General features: G+C 45.1%; 16 protein-coding genes. 7 read left to right on the top strand and 9 right to left on the bottom strand.

All coding sequences use genetic code 11. The annotated features are described in order from the left end of the window. Positions 1-9 precede the first annotated feature (9 nt). Together murU and L5L77_RS09185 are read right to left on the bottom strand one after the other, a co-directional pair. Positions 10-687 (bottom strand): N-acetylmuramate alpha-1-phosphate uridylyltransferase MurU, encoded by a 678-nt coding sequence (gene murU, locus L5L77_RS09190; RefSeq protein ID WP_263192044.1) that lies wholly within the window; start codon positions 685-687, stop codon positions 10-12. Then, positions 684-1,727: an aminoglycoside phosphotransferase family protein gene (locus tag L5L77_RS09185; RefSeq protein WP_263192043.1), complete on the bottom strand. Its 1,044-nt coding sequence runs from the start codon at positions 1,725-1,727 to the stop codon at positions 684-686. Before L5L77_RS09185 ends, murU begins: the two co-directional genes overlap by 4 nt. Positions 1,728-1,886: 159 nt before the next feature. On the opposite strand from L5L77_RS09185, the gene lptD reads away from it, so the two are divergent. The 7 genes from lptD to L5L77_RS09150 all read left to right on the top strand — a co-directional run bounded on the left by lptD (position 1,887) and on the right by L5L77_RS09150 (position 10,940). Further along, positions 1,887-4,184 carry an LPS assembly protein LptD gene (gene lptD / locus L5L77_RS09180; RefSeq protein ID WP_173246378.1) on the top strand — a complete coding sequence of 766 codons (2,298 nt, stop codon included), beginning with the start codon at positions 1,887-1,889 and terminating at the stop codon, positions 4,182-4,184. Between the two features lie 242 nt (positions 4,185-4,426). Then, positions 4,427-5,731 carry a peptidylprolyl isomerase SurA gene (gene surA / locus L5L77_RS09175; RefSeq protein ID WP_105249993.1) on the top strand — a complete coding sequence of 435 codons (1,305 nt, stop codon included), beginning with the start codon at positions 4,427-4,429 and terminating at the stop codon, positions 5,729-5,731. Between the two features lie 6 nt (positions 5,732-5,737). Further along, positions 5,738-6,724 (top strand): 4-hydroxythreonine-4-phosphate dehydrogenase PdxA, encoded by a 987-nt coding sequence (pdxA, locus tag L5L77_RS09170; protein ID WP_105249994.1) that lies wholly within the window; start codon positions 5,738-5,740, stop codon positions 6,722-6,724. Between the two features lie 15 nt (positions 6,725-6,739). After that, a complete protein-coding gene (gene rsmA / locus L5L77_RS09165) occupies positions 6,740-7,546 on the top strand; it encodes a 16S rRNA (adenine(1518)-N(6)/adenine(1519)-N(6))-dimethyltransferase RsmA (RefSeq protein WP_263148338.1) in 807 nt (268 codons plus the stop codon). Between the two features lie 48 nt (positions 7,547-7,594). Beyond that, complete coding sequence (apaG, locus tag L5L77_RS09160) at positions 7,595-7,975, top strand: Co2+/Mg2+ efflux protein ApaG (protein WP_028761528.1); 381 nt, start codon at positions 7,595-7,597, stop codon at positions 7,973-7,975. 21 nt (positions 7,976-7,996) lie between these two features. Then, the gene (locus L5L77_RS09155) at positions 7,997-8,821 is read left to right on the top strand and encodes a symmetrical bis(5'-nucleosyl)-tetraphosphatase (protein ID WP_113939897.1); all 825 of its coding nucleotides are present in this window, start codon (positions 7,997-7,999) and stop codon (positions 8,819-8,821) included. A gap of 97 nt (positions 8,822-8,918) precedes the next feature. After that, positions 8,919-10,940: a methyl-accepting chemotaxis protein gene (locus tag L5L77_RS09150; protein WP_105249996.1), complete on the top strand. Its 2,022-nt coding sequence runs from the start codon at positions 8,919-8,921 to the stop codon at positions 10,938-10,940. A 228-nt stretch (positions 10,941-11,168) separates the two neighbouring features. On the opposite strand, the gene L5L77_RS09145 is transcribed toward L5L77_RS09150, so the two are convergent. From L5L77_RS09145 to rplU, 7 genes are all read right to left on the bottom strand, one after another. Continuing rightward, on the bottom strand, positions 11,169-11,582 hold the full coding sequence (locus L5L77_RS09145) for a DUF3718 domain-containing protein (protein ID WP_105249997.1): 414 nt from the start codon (positions 11,580-11,582) through the stop codon (positions 11,169-11,171). 219 nt (positions 11,583-11,801) lie between these two features. Then, a complete protein-coding gene (folA, locus tag L5L77_RS09140; RefSeq protein ID WP_263222607.1) occupies positions 11,802-12,284 on the bottom strand; it encodes a type 3 dihydrofolate reductase in 483 nt (160 codons plus the stop codon). A 27-nt stretch (positions 12,285-12,311) separates the two neighbouring features. Beyond that, entirely contained in the window at positions 12,312-12,785 is a 474-nt protein-coding gene (locus tag L5L77_RS09135; protein WP_113939894.1) for a threonine/serine exporter family protein, read from the bottom strand. Continuing rightward, a complete protein-coding gene (locus L5L77_RS09130) occupies positions 12,782-13,543 on the bottom strand; it encodes a threonine/serine exporter family protein (protein WP_113939893.1) in 762 nt (253 codons plus the stop codon). The genes L5L77_RS09135 and L5L77_RS09130 overlap by 4 nt, the downstream gene beginning before the upstream one ends. Positions 13,544-13,570: 27 nt before the next feature. After that, positions 13,571-14,740, bottom strand: coding sequence for an Obg family GTPase CgtA (gene cgtA, locus L5L77_RS09125; RefSeq protein WP_105250000.1), 1,170 nt, complete (start codon positions 14,738-14,740; stop codon positions 13,571-13,573). A gap of 214 nt (positions 14,741-14,954) precedes the next feature. Continuing rightward, positions 14,955-15,209, bottom strand: coding sequence for a 50S ribosomal protein L27 (gene rpmA / locus L5L77_RS09120; RefSeq protein ID WP_006080527.1), 255 nt, complete (start codon positions 15,207-15,209; stop codon positions 14,955-14,957). Between the two features lie 14 nt (positions 15,210-15,223). Continuing rightward, entirely contained in the window at positions 15,224-15,535 is a 312-nt protein-coding gene (gene rplU, locus L5L77_RS09115; protein ID WP_006080526.1) for a 50S ribosomal protein L21, read from the bottom strand. Positions 15,536-15,722 lie beyond the last annotated feature (187 nt).

The raw sequence follows: 15,722 nt of genomic DNA, 5'->3' as shown, positions 1-15,722 counted from the left end.
CACCGAAATTTACTTGTTACTTTGTAACCTTAGTTCAAGCGCTTGCAATCGTGCAATGGTACCGACATCACACCAAAATCCATTAAACAAGGCACCACTAACTCTGTTTTGAGCCATTTGCGATCTCAACAACGGACCCAGTGCAAAGGCGCCCTGCGGCGTGTCATGAAATAGCGCAGGGTGATAAATGCCCATGCCCGAAAACGTGTACTTAACATCGCCACGTTCCTGCACTTGATGACCATTCAAAGCAAAATCGCCATTTGGATGCTGCTCAGGATTAGGCACTAACCATAAGTGAGCGAGCCTATCCGCAGCCAGTTGCGTGATTGGCGGTAATGCATCAATAAACACATCTCCATTAATCACTAAAAAAGGTTCGTCGCTTCCGTCCTCACACAATAAAGGCAAAGCGCGTTTAATGCCGCCGCCGGTTTCTAACGCACTCTCTTCGGCGCTATACCGAATGTGCACCCCAAAAGTGCTGCCATCGCCCAGTGCTTCAACTAACTTATGCCCTAGCCAAGCATGGTTGATGACGATATCGACTATGCCTATCGCGGCAAGTTTTTCAATATGATAAACAATCAGCGGCTTACCTAACACTGGCACCATAGGTTTAGGCAAACTATCCGTTAACGGCCGTAACCTTTCCCCTCGTCCAGCGGCCAAGATCATGGCTTTCATTGCTTAACCTCAGATGAAGACTGACTCACACTAAACGCAGGTAACACACGACGAGTTAACCAGTGTGCAAATGGCACGAGTTCGGGATACTGCAGCGATATGTCGACAATATACGTTAATGTCAGTGGAATATCCGCCATATAAGCAGGTTTACTATCGCGATAGTTTAATCGTGCAAAAATCCCCACCGCCTTAATGTGGCGCTGTAAGCCCATGAGATCAAACCAAGTTTGATATTGCTCAAAAGGAGTCTGTGCGGGAATAAAACTAAGCGCTAATGCTTGCTGATAATGATACCGCATCAAGTCTGCGACTAACGGCTGTGGCCAACGAATATAACAATCGCGTAGTAGTGATACCGCATCGTAAGTCACGGGACCAACGACAGCATCCTGAAAATCAATCACGCACAGCTTGTCCGCTTGCAGCATAAGATTACGGCTATGGAAATCCCTATGCATTCCCACACTAGGCTGAGATAGCGCATTGCCGACGAGGCGATCAAAAGTATCATTCAGCAATTGCAACTCTGCCGCGTCCAAAGACAAATTAAGATGTGTTCCTAACAGCCACTCAGTAAAAATGTGTAATTCACGGCGCACAAAGGCTTCATCGTAGTTAGGTAATGCCTGAACTAAACCGCTATCAAGATTTTTGCACTCAATCACAGCGGCCACTTGCGGTAATAAATCGAGCGCCTGACGGTAAAACCGTTCCACATTTTGTACCGTCAATACAGATAAGAGTTGGGTATCGCCCAAATCACTCATCAACATAAAACCCAAATCGGCATCGGCGTGGATTACTTTTGGAACTGTCAGTCCCACGGCTGAATAAGCATTCGACAGGGCAATAAAGGGGGCGATAGGCACTAACTGAGGCGGTGAATCGGCGGCGATAAAGGTGGCATCGGGCATCGAAATCCGAAAGTAACGCCTAAAACTTGCGTCTCCGGAAATCAACACAGGCATCACCTCACAGGAAAAATAAGCATTCAGCCACTGATTAAGGGAAAGAAATCTCGGATCGGATAAAGTCATTTCATGGCTCTTAAAGAAAAATTGCTTTATTATAGCTGGCATAGAATTTGGAAACAGCTAAGAAATTGAGAGATTTATTAAGCGATGTTGCGTTTGTCAATTGCAACTTTCCCCATCCATACTTGTCCAGAATAAGAAATCATAATTACTGACCTAAAGATGCAGATCCGATACCTTCTGGCCCTGAGCCTGTTACCGCAATTAGTCCTGGCAGACGACTCTCTAACCGCTTCGGCATCCCAATGCTTAATCGAACCGCCAGTACCCCGTATCGTATCTCAAACCCAAGGGATGAGTGCGGCTGAACTCAACAAAATACGTATTGCGTCTGATAACACCAATGCCGAAATGGGGAAGCAGGCGATTTTCCGTGGCGATGTGGTTTTTAGCCAAGGCGATAGGCACATAGCAGCCGATGAGGCGATTTTAGATCAAGCTACTGAACAGTTTGATGCCAATGGTAATTTAGTCTTTCAAGACAGTAACTTCACCGTTACAGCCGAATCCTTACAAGCTCAAATGCGGACAAACCGTGCCACCCTTAAAGGCGCACAATATTGGATCCATGGCCAACAAGTTCACGGTGATGCCGAAAAACTGCAAATTACTATCAATAACAATTTAATTTTAACGAATACCAACTTCACTACTTGCCCTCCTGACAATGTGTCTTGGCTACTCGAGGCCGAAAAGATCAAGATCAACAGTGAAGAAGAATGGGGCGAAATTTGGAATGCCAAACTAAGAATTGGCGGTGTACCTGTATTCTATATTCCCTACATGACAGTCCCCGTTTCAGACAAACGTAAATCTGGCTTTCTCTACCCTAGTTTTAGCACTAGCACTACTGATGGTGTCGAAATTTCCGCACCCTATTATTGGAATATTGCCCCAGAGTACGATTTAACATTTACACCTAGCTATATGTCAAACCGTGGTTTATTCACTAAAACAGAGTTTGGTTATCTGGCGGGTGAGGCCCAAAATGGCCGAGTCAATTTAGAATATCTAGGCAATGACAAATTGATCGATGGTAGCCCGAATCGCTACTTATATAACTGGCAGCATCAAGGGGCGATCGACAAAAATTGGCGCGTATTAGCGAATTTTACCGATGTATCAGATAACAATTATTTCAATGACTTAAAGTCAGATGTTAACCGTGCAACCGATAACCAGTTATCACGCATAGGTGAAATCAGCTACTTCGAAAGTAACTGGGATCTAAGCACCCGAGTACAAGATATTAAAGTACTGGGTGAGGATGAAAAACCATATCAAGTCATGCCTCAGGTTAACTTTAACTATCGCGCTGCTGATTTTTGGAACAATTTAGATTTTGGTTTCAATTCGGAGCTAACGAATTTTGCCCATCAGGACAACAATGTTAATACGGCGACTCGTTTGTACATGTCACCAAGCGTAACTCTGCCAATACATGGGCCTTCAGGCTCGCTCACCAGTCAAGTTAAGTTGATGCAGACCAATTATTGGCAGCATAACGAAGATCCAGACATAGTTGTTGACGACACAGTGAATCGCACCATCCCGCAGGTACGGATTAATGGTCAAATCAACTTCGAACGTTTTACTGAGCTTTTCGATCAAAACTACCGCCAAACGCTCGAGCCACAATTTCAATATCTTTATGTCGGCTACGAAGACCAACGCAACATAGGCATTTATGATACGGCTCAATTACAGGACGACTACTTTGGTCTATTCCGTGATCGTCGCTTCTCGGGTCTGGATCGGATTTCCGATGCAAATCAAGTCACTCTAGGAGTTACCACACGCCTGTTTGATAGTCACAACCAAGAAGCCACTAAATTCAGCCTAGGACAAATTTTTTACCTGCAAGACAGTAAAGTCGGTTACGAAGACAGTATTTTTGAGTCTAATCAATCAACTTCAGTACTTGCTGCAGAGTTAGATACCCGCTTGTCCCATGATTGGTATATGGGGGCTGCGATTCAGTACGATACCAACACCAGTGACAATAAAAAATCCGAAGTCACCTTAGATTTCAGACCTGAAGCGAATAAATTGCTGCAATTTAGCTATCGCTATGTCCCAGATTTATTGAACTCAAATACCAATGATACAGTGAACATCTCCCAAGCGGGCGTTCGTGGCGCTTGGCCAATCAGTGATGACCTCTACTTTGTTGGTAATTGGTATTATGACCTTAACGAAAGTCGCAGTATTGAAACTTACACAGGTATCCAGTACGAATCATGCTGTTACGCAGTAAGACTTAGTTATCATTACCGCATTAAAACCAACTATGACGACAATATAGGTTCTGCCACAATTGATCCTCGTGAGCAGTTTGATAGTGGTGTCTACCTGAACTTAATCATTAAGGGACTCGGTGGTTCTGGCCCATTAGGCGTATCCGATATGCTCAATGACGGCCTGTTTAACTACAGAAAACCGCTTTATCTGAGGAATTAGCAAAGAATTGTGATAGATTGCTGAACCTCAACAAGGACTCAGAGTCCAAACAGATTAATGAGTGCTTTACCGTTCACCTTTTGCTAAAGCGAATAAAAGCGGATCTTAAGGTCTAACCTTGCACTCAAATGCGTCGCCAAAAAATTACATTAGGGCAACTCACTGTAATTTCGATATAAATGGTAAAGTTATTTCAATTAAGCCGTCGAACCTGACCTTAGAACGTGCCAAGGATTTTGTGGATGAAACCCAGTAAACATCTGATTTTTGCTTTATTTGCACTCGCGATCAGCCAACCTACATTGGCCGCACCCCAGCCGCTCGACCGCGTTGCAGTCCAAATTAACGACGGCATAGTGCTCGAAAGTGAAATCACTAACATGATTGACACTGTTAAAGCGAATGCCAAAGCAGCAAACCAATCGTTACCTTCTGACAGTGCCCTGCGCACTCAGGTGATTGAGCGTTTAATCTTAACTCGCCTACAATTGCAAATGGCCAGTCGTATAGGGCTGAATATTGGTGACTTACAACTAGACCAAGCGATTGAAAACATCGCGCGTGAACAAAAAATGTCTGTCGCGCAGATGCAACAAAAAATTGAAAGCGAAGGTTTAAGTTTCAGCCAATACCGCGAACAATTGCGCGAAGAAATCACTCTAGGTGAAATTCAACGTATTCAAGTACAACGCCGTATTCAAGTATCACCACAGGAAATTACTAGCCTAGTCAAACTCATCCAAGAACAAGGGATGAAAGATGTGGAATACCAAATTGGCCATATCCTGATTGACGTGCCTAATAACCCCACCAGTGAACAACTCGAAGCATCAAGCAAACGCGCCAATATCGTATTAGAACGTTTGAAGAGTGGTGAGGATTTCCGTCGTACCGCTATCGCTTCTTCTTCAGGTCCTAAGGCACTCGAAGGCGGTATTTGGGATTATATGAACATCAACGAAATGCCAACTCTGTTCGCCGAAGTGATTAACGGTGCGAAAATGGGTGACATTATCGGCCCGATTAAGAGTGGTGCAGGTTTCCATATTATTAAGATCATGGATGCTCGCGGCCTACAAACCAAAGAAATTGAAGAAGTTAGAGCGCGCCACATTTTGCTCAAGCCATCGCCGATCCTGTCAGAAGACCGCGCTAAAGCCATGCTTGAGCAATTCCTGAAACAAATCCGCTCAGGTGAAGCTAAGTTTGAAGACCTAGCGCGTCAGTACTCAGAAGATCCTGGTTCGGCCACAAAAGGTGGTGAATTAGGTTGGGCAGAACCAAGCATTTACGTACCTGAGTTTGCTCAAACGCTCAATAGTTTGAAAAATGACCAAATTAGTGAGCCATTCCGTACGACTCACGGTTGGCATATCACTCAATTAGAAGAACGCAGAAAAACCGACGCCACAGATCAGTTCAATAGCAACCGTGCGCACCAGTTGATCTTCCGTCGCAAATTTAACGAAGAACTGCAAAACTGGCTAGACGAAATGCGTTCAGACGCATACATTGAAATCTTCCAGCCAGAGACCAATCGAGGTTAATTCTAATTGAGCACTAAACGTATTGCCGTTACCCCAGGCGAACCCGCAGGTATTGGCCCCGATTTAGTCGTACAACTCGCTCAGCAGGCTTGGCCTGCTGAGTTAGTCGTTTGTGCGGATCCAGAATTACTTGCGAGCCGCGCGAAACGACTCGGTTTGCAAGTGACTTTCCGCCCTTACCAGCCAAATCAAGCTCCTAAACCGCAAGAAGCGGGCACATTAACCATAGCGCCCTTTAAGTTAGTGAGCGAATCGATTTGTGGTCAGCTCGATGAGCAAAACAGCACTTATGTAGTTGAAACCTTGCGTTATGCGGGCGAAAAAAACATGAGCGGCGAGTTTGATGCTGTCGTGACAGGCCCAGTGCATAAAGGCATTATCAATCAAGCAGGTATTTCCTTTAGTGGCCATACTGAGTTTTTTGCCCATCAAGCAAATTGCCCCGATGTAGTGATGATGCTGGCAACGCCGGGTTTGCAAGTGGCACTCGTGACCACCCATATTCCTCTGGCCTATGTTGCAAAAGCCATAACACGCCAACGCTTACAGCATATTATCAAGATTCTACATGCCGATCTCATCAGCAAATTTGGCATAGTTTCACCGAAAATTTATGTCTGTGGTCTCAATCCACACGCAGGTGAAGACGGCCATTTAGGGCGTGAAGAAATCGACGTGATTATTCCTGCACTCAACGAGTTGCGAGAAGAGTTCCAGATGAATATTGTCGGCCCATTACCGGCCGATACTCTGTTCCAACCTAAATATTTACAGGACGCCGATGTCGTCTTGGCCATGTACCATGACCAAGGACTTCCCGTTCTCAAGTCACAAGGATTTGGCAAATCGGTAAACATCACCTTAGGTTTACCTTATATTCGTACCTCGGTTGACCACGGTACGGCGCTCGATCTCGCGGGTACAGGCAAGGCCGATATTGGCAGTTTTGTCTGTGCTCTGAATAAAGCCATTGAGTTATCCTCAAAGAACTAAACGATTACATTATTAATGAGCAACAAAGTACATTTAGGCCACACGGCCAGAAAGCGTTTCGGACAAAACTTCCTTACCGACGGCAATGTGATTGACCGCATTGTGGGTGCAATTGCACCCGATAATCACCATGTGATGGTCGAAATCGGCCCTGGCCTTGGTGCCTTAACTGAACCTGTAGCCGATGCTGTGGATAATCTGACTGTTGTCGAACTCGACCGCGATCTAGTTGAACGCTTACATCATCACCCAGTCCTTAAAGATAAACTGACCATTCACCAAGGTGATGCACTGCAGTTTGATTTTGGCCAACTGAGTGTGCCAGGCAAAAAGATGAAAGTGTTTGGTAACTTACCTTACAACATTTCAACGCCGCTGATGTTCCACCTGTTCGAATTTGCCGAACAGATTGAAACCATGCACTTTATGCTACAAAAAGAAGTAGTCCTGCGTCTATCGGCAAGCCCAGGCTGTAAAGCTTATGGCCGTTTAACGGTCATGGCACAATACTTCTGCCAAGTGGTTCCGGTTCTCGAAGTGCCGCCCCACAGCTTTACCCCTGCGCCTAAAGTAGACTCAGCAGTCGTACGCTTATTGCCATACGCCGTAAAGCCGTTCCCTTGTAAAGATGTGACCGTACTACGCCACCTTTGTACTACCGCATTCAACATGCGTCGTAAGACTCTGCGTAATAACTTAAAGCACATGTTATCTGACGATGAGTTCGAGCAGTTAGGGATTGACTCAAGTCAACGCCCAGAACAGATTAGCGTGCAGCAGTATGTTGCTATGGCTAACATGGTTTGCGATAAGAAAGCATAAATATGTCTGGGCACTTAGGTGCCCTTATACCAGAGCCTAGGAACAAGAATGAGCGCATTGGACACCTCCATTCGGGTCGAAGTCAAAACTGAGTATATAGAGCAGCAGTCCTCGCCCGAGGATGAAAAGTACCTCTTCAGTTACACCATCACTATCATCAATTTAGGTGAGCAAGCGGCTAAACTTGAAACTCGTCACTGGATAATCACTGATGCCAATGGCAACACCAGTGAAGTCCAAGGTGCCGGTGTTGTCGGTGAAACGCCAACCATTGCGCCGAATACTGCCTATCAATACACCAGTGGTACTGTGCTCGATACGCCACTTGGCATAATGCACGGCACTTATGGTATGGTCAGCGAATCGGGTGAGCGTTTCCAGGCGACAATCCGTCCCTTCCGTTTAGCGACCCCAGGCTTACTACATTAATATCGTTAGGAAAGGGGTACTGTGGCGCATTATTTTGTTGGTGATATTCAAGGCTGTTTCGCTGAGTTACAAAAATTACTCGCTAAGGTCGATTTTAATCCTTCCCGCGATGAACTCTGGGCTGTAGGTGATCTTGTTGCACGTGGACCTGACTCCTTAGCTACGCTACGTTTTTTTCGCTCCTTAGGTGATTCCGCTAAAACGGTTTTAGGTAACCACGATCTCCATCTAATGGCATTACACGGTAAGCTCAAGCGCGCTAAACCCAGCGATAATCTCACTGAAATTCTAGAATCCCCCGATATCTCAGCCTCAATTGACTGGCTGAGACAACAACCTCTTATGCGTGAATTACCTGAACACCAACTCATTATGAGTCATGCGGGTGTACCACCTCAGTGGTCGCTGGAGGTATTAAGAGAAGAATCCGCACTCGTCAGTCGCGCCCTCAAGCACGATGATTATCTTGAGACATTAATAAGCCAAATGTATTCAGATACCGCAGAGCAATGGGATCCAAGTGCAATTGGCATAGAACGCTTACGTTATTGCATCAATGCATTAACACGCATGCGCTATCTTTATGTCGATGGCCGACTTGATTTTGATTGCAAACAACCTCCTGAAAACTGTACTAATCCACAACTCAAACCTTGGTTTGAGTTTGCTTCGCCGCTGCGCCAGAGTCATACCTTAGTATTTGGCCATTGGGCTGCGTTGATGGGCAAGGTCGACGATACTAAATTAAAGGCTTTAGATACAGGCTGTTGCTGGGGTGAACACTTAACCTTATGGCATCTTGAAAAAGACCAAAAAATTACGCAAAAAAAGTTAAAAAAGAGTTAAACTAAAACAGCTTAAAGTCGATAACAGACTGAGCCGCCTAACCCTGAATATCACCCTGTTTTCATTTGGAAAAATATAATAAAAATCGGAGTATCCTATGAAATTTAATGTAGCCACCAGAGTGATTGGCGGATTTGGTATTGTCACACTTTTACTCGTGTTGCTAGGATTTACATCTTATTTAACCAACAATAGCCTAAAAGCCAGCTCTGCTATGATGCAAGAATTAAGCTTGCCCGCGCTAAAATCGACAAACCACCTTAGTGAAGCATTGAGTGAGCAACAAAGACAAATCCTGATTGCCTATAACACTCCTAGATCGGCAAATATCCCGAATATTCGTAAAGTGTTTGAAGACCACGGGACTCAGTTCAAAAACGAAATTGCCACCCTCACTCAGTTAGTCAAGAGCCAGCAGAATCTATCTTCTTTAATTGCCCAATTAAGCGGCAGCTTTGCTACCTTTGAGCGAGATAGTATTGCCATGATCGCCGAACGTGAGGCCTCATTGAGCAAGCAAGAACAGCTAGTTGAACTAAAGAAAAAGCTCGAAAATGCCGCCGATGATGCCTCATCAGAACTACTCGATATTGTTGATTTAGAAAGCAGTCAGAATCCCGATGAGCAGAGTCTTGCTGCATCAGCCAGCGCTATTGATACTAGTCTCGGAAATATCATCACCACTATTGCAGATTTAGTAACGAATGACGAAGACAGTAAGCACGAACTGATCTCAAAGGAACTTGACTACATTATCAGCGAAACCAAGAACAAACTTGAATATGTGAATCGTCACGGTCAAGGTATCGTCGAAGCGGATACCTTAAGCTCGGTCACTAAAGATATCGAAAAAGTATTAGCGCTCGTCACCGGTCCGCAATCTATGTTGCAGCTAAAATCGAGTCAGCTCTCCCACTCCAAAGAAGCTGTGATAAAACTTGGCATTATCGAAAATGATGTGAAAGTCATTAATTCCAACATGAATGATGTCAGCGATAACATCGAACTTGTTGCCGCAAACATGAGTAATGACACCATAGCCAAGATTGACTCAGCCAGCATACAAACCATGATTGTCGTGTTAATAGCAATCGTTGTCGCTGTGATTGTGAGTTTTGCTGTGGTGAATCCGTTAAAACGCTCACTCAGCCAAGTGAACAATGCCCTTAACGTCTTAGCCTCAGGTAACCTTACCCATAAGCTAGATGACTCTGGACACGATGAATTTGCCGAACTAGCAAAAAACTGTAATCGTCTCGTCGATAGCTTACGCAGTTTAATCATAGGTATTTTAGATAGGTCAAATCAACTTGCCGCGGCAGCCGAACAAACATCAGCAATCACAGCACAAACCACCTCAGGCATACAAGAACAAAAAAGCCAAGTTGACCAAGTGGCTACTGCAACAACTGAACTTAGCTCTAGTGCTCAGCAGGTGTCTTTAAGTGCCAATCAAGCCCTTGAGCAAATCAAACAGGCTGATCAAGAAACACAGCATATGCGTGCCATTGCGCAAGAGAACAAACTGACTATTTTGGCTTTAGCCGATGAAGTGGCAAAAGCGGGTGTTGTGATCAATAAAGTGCAGTCGGACAGCGCCTCTATTGGCTCAATTTTGGATGTAATCCGTGGTATTGCTGAGCAGACTAACCTACTCGCCCTTAACGCCGCTATTGAAGCCGCCCGTGCGGGTGAACAAGGTCGTGGTTTTGCGGTAGTTGCCGATGAAGTGCGTAGTTTAGCCTCACGCACTCAAGTGTCGACCCGAGAGATCCAACAGATGATCGAAGTGTTGCAGCAAGGTGCAGAGCAAGCCGTTGCCGCCATGGATATGGGGCGCGCTCAAGCCAACGCCTGTGTTGAAAAAACGGAGCAAGCCAACATTGCCCTCGAAACCATTAGCCAATCTGTGCATAAGGCCTATGATTCTGGCACCCATATCGCCCATGCTGCGCAGGAACAGAATTTAGTAAGCCAGCAAGTTTCTGAAAAACTAGAGCATATTGCAGCAATTTCAGAAGAAACCGCTATTGGTGCAGATCAAACGGCTCAGTCTAGCCATCAAGTCGCCAAATTAGCCGAAGAACTCCAAGCTTCGGTCGGTGAATTTAGAGTCTAATGTTTATCACCACTAAAACCTAGGGTCGCTTAGCGGCCCTTTCTTTTGAGACGAATTCACTTGCCTATCTTACTGACGACTCGAACTGTCCGGCCTTTGCACAAATTAAGGCCATAAAAAATGCCAAACTTAAGTTTGGCATTTTTATCTAGCTTAATGCTAGATATTAGACGCTTAATATAACGTAGCAGCAAATAGAGCTAAAGTGCCGCTAAGTTCAAATCCGCATTACTCTTCTTCACCGCCCGCAGCAGCGCCAAGACGCTCTTTCACTGCAGCGGTAATTGGGCTAGCACCATGGCCGTTTGCTTCAGCCCAAGCTTGGATAGTCATCCCATCAGCTTCAGCGACACTCAATTCAGTCGCCGACAAACGCTTAGCCACAAACTCACCGGTATCGTTCGCACTCGCACCGTAAGCGGTGCGCAATAGACTTGCACCATCGCAACTGATACCACTGTAAATCTGACGTAACTTAACGCGGCTTTCTTTTAACTTTTTACGTAAGCGGTTTTTGTCGTTAGCTTTTACATAATCACAAAGACTCGCTACGAGTGGATCTTCCCCCGCAACAGCAGAGGTTGGTACAGCAATAGAACTAAATCCAATCAACGCAGCCAAGGCCACAGGCATAAGACGCATCCGATACTCCTTAATACTTTCTTATAGTTTTATTATCAATTCTGTATGGGCTGCATCTATTGTCTAAATGATATTGACCTCTTGGCTTTAGCTCTCGTTCGAAATCTAGGATAACGAAATAGGCTATCTCTTTCCGTGAAAACTAAATGTCCGATATGATGCAATACGTTAGATAAACCGACACCCCATACACACAGGGTACACAACAGAAGTTGCAATTTAACATTTTTTTACCAAATTGATAAAGCGATATTCCAAACCAGCCGCATTTATACTCGACAAAGATTCAGTTTCCTTCCAAGTCCCATCGTCCCAGTGGGGGAAAAATGTATCGCCTTCCACCTCAAGATTGATTTGCGTCAAATATAAGATATCGGCGCAGGGCAATAACTCGGCATAAAGCTGGCCACCACCTATAACCACTAACTCTTCACACTCACCAGCAGCTTGTTTGGCTGCATCAAATGAGGTCACACAGGTCACGCCCTCAATCACAAGATCCGTTTGGCGTGAAATCACTATGTTATGTCGACTAGGAAGGGGCCTACCGATTGAGTCAAAGGTCTTACGTCCCATCACAACAGGCTTGCCTAGGGTCATCGCTTTAAAGTGACGTAGATCTTCTGGAAGATGCCATGGCATTTTATTATCTTTTCCGATGACTCGATTGTTTGCCATCGCGGCTATCATAGCAATGCGCATGCTCACTCCTGTTTTATGGAAATAGAATTATTGAATGACGGGGCGGGTCCTGAAATACAGCAAACTCGGCATGGCCAAACCCACGGCTAACGCCCCTAGAATAAAGACGGTTTTGAGGCCATTACTAATCACTTGCCCCGTCAGTTCAGGACTGACTTGAGATTGAGCGGTCAATTGCACTAAGGCAATCACAGTATTAAATGCATAAGTGCCTGGGATCATAGGAATAATCGCAGCGACAGCATACATTAAAGGTGGCGCTAAATGGCGCTTACCAAACCCTATGGTAATAATCCCTACTAATGCCGCGGCGGCGAAGGTTGCCCACTCGATTGGCAGACCAAACTGTAACATTAAAGTACGGGAACTATGGCCAATGGCTCCCGCTAAAGCGCAGTAAGGAAGAAATCGTTTAGGAACATTAAATACCATAGCAAATCCTACGGCGGGAATTGCTGAGAAAAAAGCATCGTGCAGCAGCGTTATCAGTAATTCCATCATAGGAAAATTCCACCGATCTGCATCGCAATCGTAATCCCAATCACAGAAGAAACGGTCAGCAAAGTAGCATGACCCCAGCGGGATATACCGACATTCATGTGCCCTTTTACCATGTCGGAAATCGCATTAATCATCGGAAAACCCGGCACTAACATCAGCACACTCGCGGCCATAGCAGCCTTAGGAGTTTCACTTAACTCAAACAAATAACCCGTTTGAGCCAGCATACTGGTGACGAAAGCTGTGATGGCAAAATTGACTAATAAATTAAAATGCCGCTTAGCAATTGCTAAACGTACCGACATACCCACTGCCGCGGCAAAAAAAGTAATCACGCATGCAGTGAGATCGCCATTAAATAAATGACAGAAGCTAGCGCACGACAGGCCAATCATGAATACCACTAAGCTAGGAGGATAGGTTTTAGGTTCAATCCGCGCCAAGCGTTTACGCACTTCATTTGGGCCATACAACCCCTTTTCAGCGAGTAAACAGATGCGTTGCAATTCACAGACGACTGTCATGTTAATGCCATGCTCACGAATACGACGAGTAGTTGTGATACAGCGACCATGAACCAAACTGGTTAACACGAGGGAATTAGAGGAAATAGAGAGTTCTACGCTGGCAAGACCTAAAGCCTGACCTAGACGCTGGCTGATTTCTTCAACTAAATCAGATTCCGCGCCGTAGGCCAGTAGCAATTGTGCAGCACGCACAACTTGCCGAGTAATATCATTTTGAGTATCAGCGTACACAGAACTCTCAAAACTCAAAGATTACTATTATCTTTGGTAAATAACTTCTACGTCGTAGTCGTCATCATCAAAGTCGTCGTCATCATCTTCATCAACATAATCTTCATTCAATGAATCAAGGTTTGCTTGATGATAATTATCCCACTTGAACTCAACTTCACTATCTGGGTCGACTTCATTGTCTTCAGGTGGAAGACTCGCAATATAATCGAGGAGTTTTAATGCCAACTCACTGGTACCGTCGCGGTTATAGGCGGAGATAGTGTAAACATCGCCTTCCCAACCCATTTCTTTAACGATACGATCAACCTTCTCTTGCAGCTCTTCTTCAAGCAGCAGATCGGTTTTGTTAAAGACTAACCAACGTGGCTTACTCGCCAACTTTGGAGAATATTTCTCAAGCTCACCTACGATAGCGCGCGCAGACTCAACCGGATCGGTTCCGTCAATCGGCTCAATATCTATGATGTGCAGCAGAATACGACAACGCTCAAGATGCTTTAAGAAGCGAATACCTAAACCCGCACCATCGGCAGCGCCTTCGATGAGACCAGGAATGTCCGCAATCACAAAGCTTTGACCAGGACGTGGATTAACCACACCTAAGTTAGGCACCAGTGTTGTAAACGGATAATCAGCCACTTTCGGCGTTGCACGGGAAACCGCACGAATGAATGTCGACTTACCCGCGTTAGGCATGCCAAGCAAACCAACGTCAGCCAGCAGTAACAACTCTAATTTAAGGCTACGAACTTCACCGGGTGTCCCTAACGTCTTTTGACGTGGGGCACGGTTAGTACTGCTCTTAAAACGGGTGTTACCTAAACCATGGAAACCACCTTTGGCAACCAATAGCTTTTGACCGTGGGTTGTTAAATCCCCAAGGACTTCTTCAGTATCATGATCGACCGCGCGAGTACCAACAGGAACTTTTAAGATCAGATCTTTACCGCTATGACCAGTACAATCACGGCCACGACCATTTTCGCCACGTTCAGCCATGTGAAAACGTTCAAAACGGAACTCGATCAAAGTGTTGAAGTTTTCGTCAGCCTGCAGAAAAACACTGCCACCGTCGCCACCATCACCACCATCAGGACCACCATCAGGTACATACTTTTCGCGCCTAAAGCTAACACAACCGCTACCGCCGTCGCCTGCTTCGACCCTAATTACTGCCTCATCGACAAACTTCATACTTACTCCTGGCACCACTGAATGAAGCAATTATACCGTCTAACTTCATTGGTCGCCAAAAAACTCGAGATACTTTGCTCCCAATCTTACCTGTCAATGCTCATTCTTGGTAATCATTTACCAACTCAAGCATCTACACGGCGTAAATAGAAGCACAAAAAACAGAAAGCCCCACCAATGGCGGGGCTTTAACAGTATAAGCTAGGTTCGAAAGTTAAGCTTCGATGCTAATAAACTTACGGTTATTAGCGCCTTTAACTTCGAATTTAACTTTACCGTCAGTCAGAGCAAACAGAGTATGGTCACGACCAATACCTACGTTTACACCAGCGTGGAATTTAGTACCACGTTGACGAACAATAATGTTACCAGCTAGAACTGATTCACCGCCAAAGCGCTTAACACCTAGACGTTTACTTTCTGAATCGCGGCCGTTACGAGTAGAACCGCCAGCTTTTTTATGTGCCATGAGTTAGACTCCTATTATGCGTTGATAGCAGTAATTTTAACTTCAGTGAACCACTGACGGTGGCCCATTTTCTTGTCGTGGTGCTTACGACGACGGAACTTAACGATAGTAACTTTATCGCCACGACCGTGACTTACAACTTCAGCAACGACTTTACCGCCAGCTACTAAAGGAGCACCAACATGCACTGTTTCGCCATCAGCGATCAAAAGAACTTGATCGAACTCGATAGTTTCGCCAGTTGCAACTTCTAACTTTTCTAAACGTACTGTGTGGCCTTCAGCTACACGGTGTTGTTTACCACCACTTTGAAAAACAGCGTACATAGCTATTTTACTCCAATTCCTAACACGCGGGCTCATTCTTGGATGAGGCAGGGTGCTACAAAAACTTTATTGACAATGGGCGCGGAGTTTACGCGAAGAATCTAACTCTGGCAAGCCCTAATTAGGAAAGAATAAAAAAAGACCGGATTAACTCTCACATTAGTTGAGCTAGTGCTGTCATATGTCA

This window comes from Shewanella sp. SM29 (genome assembly GCF_025654245.1).
Taxonomy (GTDB): domain Bacteria; phylum Pseudomonadota; class Gammaproteobacteria; order Enterobacterales; family Shewanellaceae; genus Shewanella; species Shewanella oncorhynchi.
The sequence above is the reverse complement of the archived record's forward strand: the minus strand, read 5'-3'. Positions and strand labels throughout refer to the sequence as shown.

What these genes read in the sequence shown, in the direction of transcription:
- murU (WP_263192044.1), bottom strand. Translation starts at nt 687, where the DNA reads ATGAAAGCCATGATCTTGGCCGCTGGACGAGGGGAAAGGTTACGGCCG.
- L5L77_RS09185 (WP_263192043.1), bottom strand. Translation starts at nt 1,727, where the DNA reads ATGACTTTATCCGATCCGAGATTTCTTTCCCTTAATCAGTGGCTGAAT.
- lptD (WP_173246378.1), top strand. Translation starts at nt 1,887, where the DNA reads ATGCAGATCCGATACCTTCTGGCCCTGAGCCTGTTACCGCAATTAGTC.
- surA (WP_105249993.1), top strand. Translation starts at nt 4,427, where the DNA reads ATGAAACCCAGTAAACATCTGATTTTTGCTTTATTTGCACTCGCGATC.
- rsmA (WP_263148338.1), top strand. Translation starts at nt 6,740, where the DNA reads ATGAGCAACAAAGTACATTTAGGCCACACGGCCAGAAAGCGTTTCGGA.
- apaG (WP_028761528.1), top strand. Translation starts at nt 7,595, where the DNA reads ATGAGCGCATTGGACACCTCCATTCGGGTCGAAGTCAAAACTGAGTAT.
- L5L77_RS09150 (WP_105249996.1), top strand. Translation starts at nt 8,919, where the DNA reads ATGAAATTTAATGTAGCCACCAGAGTGATTGGCGGATTTGGTATTGTC.
- L5L77_RS09145 (WP_105249997.1), bottom strand. Translation starts at nt 11,582, where the DNA reads ATGCGTCTTATGCCTGTGGCCTTGGCTGCGTTGATTGGATTTAGTTCT.
- folA (WP_263222607.1), bottom strand. Translation starts at nt 12,284, where the DNA reads ATGCGCATTGCTATGATAGCCGCGATGGCAAACAATCGAGTCATCGGA.
- L5L77_RS09135 (WP_113939894.1), bottom strand. Translation starts at nt 12,785, where the DNA reads ATGATGGAATTACTGATAACGCTGCTGCACGATGCTTTTTTCTCAGCA.
- cgtA (WP_105250000.1), bottom strand. Translation starts at nt 14,740, where the DNA reads ATGAAGTTTGTCGATGAGGCAGTAATTAGGGTCGAAGCAGGCGACGGC.
- rpmA (WP_006080527.1), bottom strand. Translation starts at nt 15,209, where the DNA reads ATGGCACATAAAAAAGCTGGCGGTTCTACTCGTAACGGCCGCGATTCA.
- rplU (WP_006080526.1), bottom strand. Translation starts at nt 15,535, where the DNA reads ATGTACGCTGTTTTTCAAAGTGGTGGTAAACAACACCGTGTAGCTGAA.